At 59.5% G+C, this 5,002-nt stretch carries 5 protein-coding genes; 3 read left to right on the top strand and 2 right to left on the bottom strand.

Annotated features, from left to right (window positions below; genetic code table 11):
* Positions 1 to 27 precede the first annotated feature (27 nt).
* Entirely contained in the window at positions 28 to 807 is a 780-nt protein-coding gene (locus tag HX811_RS17975; RefSeq protein ID WP_003213851.1) for a transporter substrate-binding domain-containing protein, read from the bottom strand.
* Positions 808 to 941: 134 nt separating this feature from the next.
* On the opposite strand from HX811_RS17975, the gene HX811_RS17970 reads away from it, so the two are divergent.
* Positions 942 to 1,382: a DUF4399 domain-containing protein gene (locus HX811_RS17970; protein ID WP_003213848.1), complete on the top strand. Its 441-nt coding sequence runs from the start codon at positions 942 to 944 to the stop codon at positions 1,380 to 1,382.
* Between the two features lie 60 nt (positions 1,383 to 1,442).
* On the opposite strand, the gene serA is transcribed toward HX811_RS17970, so the two are convergent.
* On the bottom strand, positions 1,443 to 2,672 hold the full coding sequence (serA, locus tag HX811_RS17965; protein WP_003213846.1) for a phosphoglycerate dehydrogenase: 1,230 nt from the start codon (positions 2,670 to 2,672) through the stop codon (positions 1,443 to 1,445).
* 204 nt (positions 2,673 to 2,876) lie between these two features.
* Here serA and HX811_RS17960 point away from each other — a divergent pair, with 204 nt between their 5' ends.
* Both HX811_RS17960 and HX811_RS17955 read left to right on the top strand, forming a co-directional pair.
* The gene (locus tag HX811_RS17960; RefSeq protein WP_003213844.1) at positions 2,877 to 4,271 is read left to right on the top strand and encodes an FAD-binding oxidoreductase; all 1,395 of its coding nucleotides are present in this window, start codon (positions 2,877 to 2,879) and stop codon (positions 4,269 to 4,271) included.
* Positions 4,272 to 4,293: 22 nt separating this feature from the next.
* Positions 4,294 to 4,959 carry a fumarylacetoacetate hydrolase family protein gene (locus tag HX811_RS17955; RefSeq protein ID WP_003213842.1) on the top strand — a complete coding sequence of 222 codons (666 nt, stop codon included), beginning with the start codon at positions 4,294 to 4,296 and terminating at the stop codon, positions 4,957 to 4,959.
* Positions 4,960 to 5,002 lie beyond the last annotated feature (43 nt).

Raw genomic sequence — 5,002 nt, 5'->3', positions numbered from 1 at the left:
AGCCCGCTCCCACATTGACCGATTCGTTTATTCGGCCTTTTTCACCGGCTTGCTCGCATCCATCCCGAACCACTTCTCCGACAGCGCCGCCAGCCGGCCATCGGCCTTCACTCGTTGCAGGGCCTTGTCCAGGCTGGCCTTGAACGCCGGGTTACCCTTCTGGAACGGAATCGCCAGGCTCAGCGTCGGGCCGACGTCTGCGCCTTCCTTCACCGGCAGCTGGCTGTCGCGAATCGCGTAGGGAATCAGCAGCCGATCACTGATGGCGGCATCGATCTGTTGATCGGCAACGTCCTTGATCGGCTGCCTGGCATCGGCATAGCTGCGCAAATCAACGCCCTCGGCGGTGCGCGCCTGCTCCACAAACTGGCTGCCCTGGGCCACGCCCAACGCCTTGCCCTTGAGCGCCGCAAAGCTGCCCAGCGGGCGCTGTTCCTGCTTGCGCACGATCAGCTGTGCGCTGGAGTAGCTGTAGGGCTCGCTGAAGTCGAAACGATCCGCCAGTTCAGGAGTCATAGCGATATGGTTGATGGCCACGTCGTACTTGGCGCTTTCCACGCCGGGCAGCAACTCGGCGGCATCGACGGTAATAAAGGAGGGGCGTACGTCCATTTCCTTGGCCAGCAACTCACCCAGCTCCACTTCAAAACCGGTGAGTTTGTCGCCTTCCTTGAAGTTGAAGGGCGGGGTGTTGGCTTCCATTGCGATGCGCAGTTCCCCGCGGTCAAATACATCGTCGATCAGTTCGGCATGGGCCAAGGGACTTGCAAGGGGCAGTAAAAGTAACAGGCCAGGCAGGAAACGCATGGTCGCTCCTAAAGAGTTCGAATGAGCGAAGCGTTGTTCAGGCTCGCTTTGCTATGGTGTTGAATGCCTTGGACAGCAATTTGTCGCGAAGTTGTCATAACCCTACAGATTTCCCGGAAAAACTGGAGAAGTGAATGAAAGCCTTTTTGACCCGTGCAACCCTGGCCAGCCTATTGCTGGGCGCTTCGATGCTGGCGACCGCTGCTGATGGCATCCCGCGCAGCGCTCCACCAGAAGGTGCCAAAGTGTTCATCGTGTCGCCCAAAGATGGCGCCACTGTCGATAAAACCTTCACCGTGAAATTCGGCATGGAAGGCCTGAAACTGGCCCCGGCAACCAGCCAGGACCCGGGCACCGGCCACCACCACCTGCTGATCGACCAGAAAGAATTGCCGGATGCCAGCGTGCCGATCCCGGCCACCGATACCGTGATCCACTACGGCAAGGCCCAGACCGAAACCGAGCTGACCCTCACCCCAGGCAAGCACACGCTGCAACTGGTAGCCGGCGACAAACTGCACATGCAGTTCAACCCGACTGTAGCCTCGAAAGTCATCACGGTTAACGTCAAGTAAGATTTGTTCAGACAAAAAAAGGGAGACCCGAGGGTCTCCCTTTTTGTGCGCGTTTAACGATTAGAACAACACGCGGCTACGGATAGTGCCGTTGATGTGTTGCAGCTTCTCTTGCGCCAGGTCCGAATACTCGGCGTCTACGTCGATAACCACGTAGCCGACTTTCTCGTTGGTCTGCAGGAACTGACCGGAAATGTTGATGCCGTTTTCCGCGAAGACCTTGTTGATCTCCATCATCACGCCAGGGATGTTCTGGTGGATGTGCAGCAGACGGTGCTTGCCAGGGTGCGCCGGCAGAGCCACTTCCGGGAAGTTGACCGAGGACACCGACGTACCGTTGTCGCTGTACTTGACCAGTTTCTCCGACACTTCCAGGCCGATGTTGGCTTGGGCTTCTGCGGTGGAACCGCCGATGTGCGGGGTCAGGATCACGTTGTCCAGGCCACGCAGCGGGCTTTCGAAGATGTCGTCGTTAGAGCGCGGCTCTACCGGGAACACGTCGATGGCGGCGCCGATCAGGTGCTTGTCCTTGATCGCGTCGGCCAGGGCGTCCAGCTCAACCACGGTGCCGCGTGCAGCGTTGATCAGGATCCCGCCCTTCTTGATGGCGCGGATTTCCTTCTCGCCGATCATCCACTGGGTTTCAGCGGTTTCCGGTACGTGCAGGGTCACGATGTCGGACATGCCCAGCAGCTCGGTCAGGCTCGACACCTGAGTGGCGTTACCCAATGGCAGCTTGGTCAGGGTGTCGTAGAAGAACACCTGCATGCCCAGGCCTTCGGCCAATACCGACAACTGCGTGCCGATCGAGCCGTAACCGACGATACCCAGCTTCTTGCCGCGGATTTCGAAGGAGTTGGCTGCGCTCTTGATCCAGCCGCCACGGTGGCAGGAAGCGTTCTTCTCGGGAATACCGCGCAGCAACAGGATCGCCTCGGCCAATACCAGCTCAGCAACGGAGCGGGTGTTGGAGTACGGTGCGTTGAACACCGCGATGCCGCGCTCGCGCGCTGCGTTGAGGTCGACCTGGTTGGTGCCGATGCAGAAACAGCCGACAGCTACCAACTTCTTGGCGTGATCGAAGATCTCTTCGGTCAGCTGAGTGCGGGAGCGAATGCCGATAAAGTGCGCGTCGGCGATCTTTTCCTTGAGCTGGGCTTCCGGCAGAGAACTGGTGATGTACTCAATGCTGGTGTACCCGGCGGCCTTCAGGACTTCGACGGCCGATGGGTGGACGCCTTCCAGAAGAAGGAACTTGATCTTGCTCTTATCGAGAGAAGTCTTGCTCATCTGCGTAAACCTGTATCCCGGAGAAAAATGGCAGGGAATCGGATCACGTAAGCTGACCCGGACGGCAGGAAAGCCGTCACCGCAGAACGCCCTTGGGCACTATCCTGCGGGGGCGGTATGCTAGCATACGTGCCCCGCTAAACACCCATTCCTGCGACGTGAAGCGTTCTCAGGATGACCATGAATTGTTCGAGAGTTCTGTCGATGACCCATCCTGCCCTGATTGATGAGCTGAAGACCCTGGTTGAGCCTGGCAAGGTCCTGACCGATGCTGACTCCCTTGAGGCTTATGGCAAGGACTGGACCAAGCATTTCGCGCCGGCCCCGGTGGCCATCGTCTTCCCGAAGACCACCGAGCAGGTGCAGGCCATCGTCCGTTGGGCCAATGAGCACAAGGTCGCGCTGGTGCCGTCCGGTGGCCGTACCGGCCTGTCGGCCGCTGCCGTCGCCGCGAATGGCGAAGTGGTTGTGTCGTTCGACTATATGAACCAGATCCTCGACGTGAACCTCACCGACCGCACCGCCGTGTGCCAGCCGGGCGTAGTCACCAAGCAATTGCAGAACGTCGCCGAAGAAAAAGGCCTGTACTACCCGGTGGATTTCGCCTCGTCGGGTTCCAGCCAGATTGGCGGCAATATCGGCACCAATGCCGGCGGGATCAAGGTCATTCGCTACGGCATGACCCGTAACTGGGTGGCCGGCATGAAAGTCGTCACCGGCAAGGGCGACCTGCTGGAGTTGAACAAAGACCTGATCAAGAACGCCACCGGCTACGACATGCGCCAGCTGTTCATCGGCGCTGAAGGCACCCTGGGCTTTGTGGTCGAAGCGACCATGCGCCTGGACCGGGCGCCGAAAAACCTCACCGCGATGGTGCTCGGCACCACCGATTTCGACTCGATCATGCCGGTGTTGCACGCCTTCCAGAGCAAGCTGGACCTGACCGCCTTCGAATTCTTTTCCGACAAGGCCCTGGCCAAAGTCCTCGGTCGCGGCGATGTGCCGGCGCCGTTCGAGTCCGACTGCCCGTTCTACGCGCTGCTGGAATTTGAAGCGACCACCGAAGAAGTGGCCAACGATGCCCTGGCCACGTTCGAACACTGCGTCGAGCAGGGCTGGGTGCTGGACGGCGTGATGAGCCAGAGCGAAACCCAACTGCACAACCTGTGGAAGCTGCGCGAGTACATCTCCGAGACCATCTCCCACTGGACGCCGTACAAGAACGACATTTCGGTGACTGTGTCGAAAGTGCCAGCCTTCCTCAAGGAAATCGACGCGATTGTCGGCGAACACTACCCGGATTTCGAAATCGTCTGGTTCGGCCACATCGGCGACGGCAACCTGCACCTGAACATCCTCAAGCCGGAAAACCTGAGCAAGGACGAGTTCTTCGCCAAGTGCGCCACCGTCAACAAGTGGGTGTTCGAGACCGTGCAGAAGTACAACGGCTCGATCTCCGCCGAACACGGCGTGGGCATGACCAAGCGCGATTACCTGACCTACAGCCGTTCGCCGGTTGAAATTGAATACATGAAGGCAGTGAAAGCGGTGTTCGACCCGAACGGGATCATGAACCCGGGCAAGATTTTCGCTGTTTAACAGTCCCTGAAGGAGTCGGTCCATGAGCTACCAGCACAAGTATGTCGACGGCACCAATATTCACTTTCCCCTGGGGAAGGTGGTGTGCATCGGGCGTAACTACGCCGAACACGCCAAGGAACTGGATAACCCGGTACCGACCGAGCCGCTGCTGTTTATCAAGCCCGGCAGTTGCGTGGTGGCACTGGAAGGCGGTTTTGCCATCCCTACCGAGCGCGGTTCGGTGCATTACGAAGCGGAAATCGCGGTGTTGATCGGCAAGCCGTTGTCGGCCAAACCGAGCCGCGAGGAAGTGCTGGACGCCATCTCCGGCTTCGCCCCGGCCCTGGACCTGACCCTGCGGGACAAACAGGCCGAGCTGAAAGCCAAGGGCTTGCCGTGGGAAATCGCCAAGTCGTTTGATGGCGCGGCAGTGATTGCACCGTTCGTGGTCGGCAGCACCTTCCCGGATGTGACGGATATCGGCATTCGCCTGACCATCAATGGCGAAGTGCGCCAGGACGGCAACAGCGCGATCATGCTCAACCCGATCATCCCGATGATCCAGTACATGGCCGGCTGCTTCTCGTTGCAGGCCGGGGATGTGATCCTCACCGGTACGCCGGCAGGCGTGGGCCCGCTGAATGTGGGTGACGAGCTGGTGCTGGAATTGCCGGGTGTGAGCCGCTTCGAAAGCAGCGTTCGCTGAATACCTGGCGAAACGCGGTCAAAAATGTGGGAGCCGGGCTTGC

Origin of the sequence: Pseudomonas sp. F8002 (genome assembly GCF_013385495.1) — a bacterium.
In the GTDB taxonomy this organism is placed as follows: domain Bacteria; phylum Pseudomonadota; class Gammaproteobacteria; order Pseudomonadales; family Pseudomonadaceae; genus Aquipseudomonas.
Note: the sequence above shows the minus strand (reverse complement) of the source record. Positions and strands in the feature narration are given on the sequence as shown.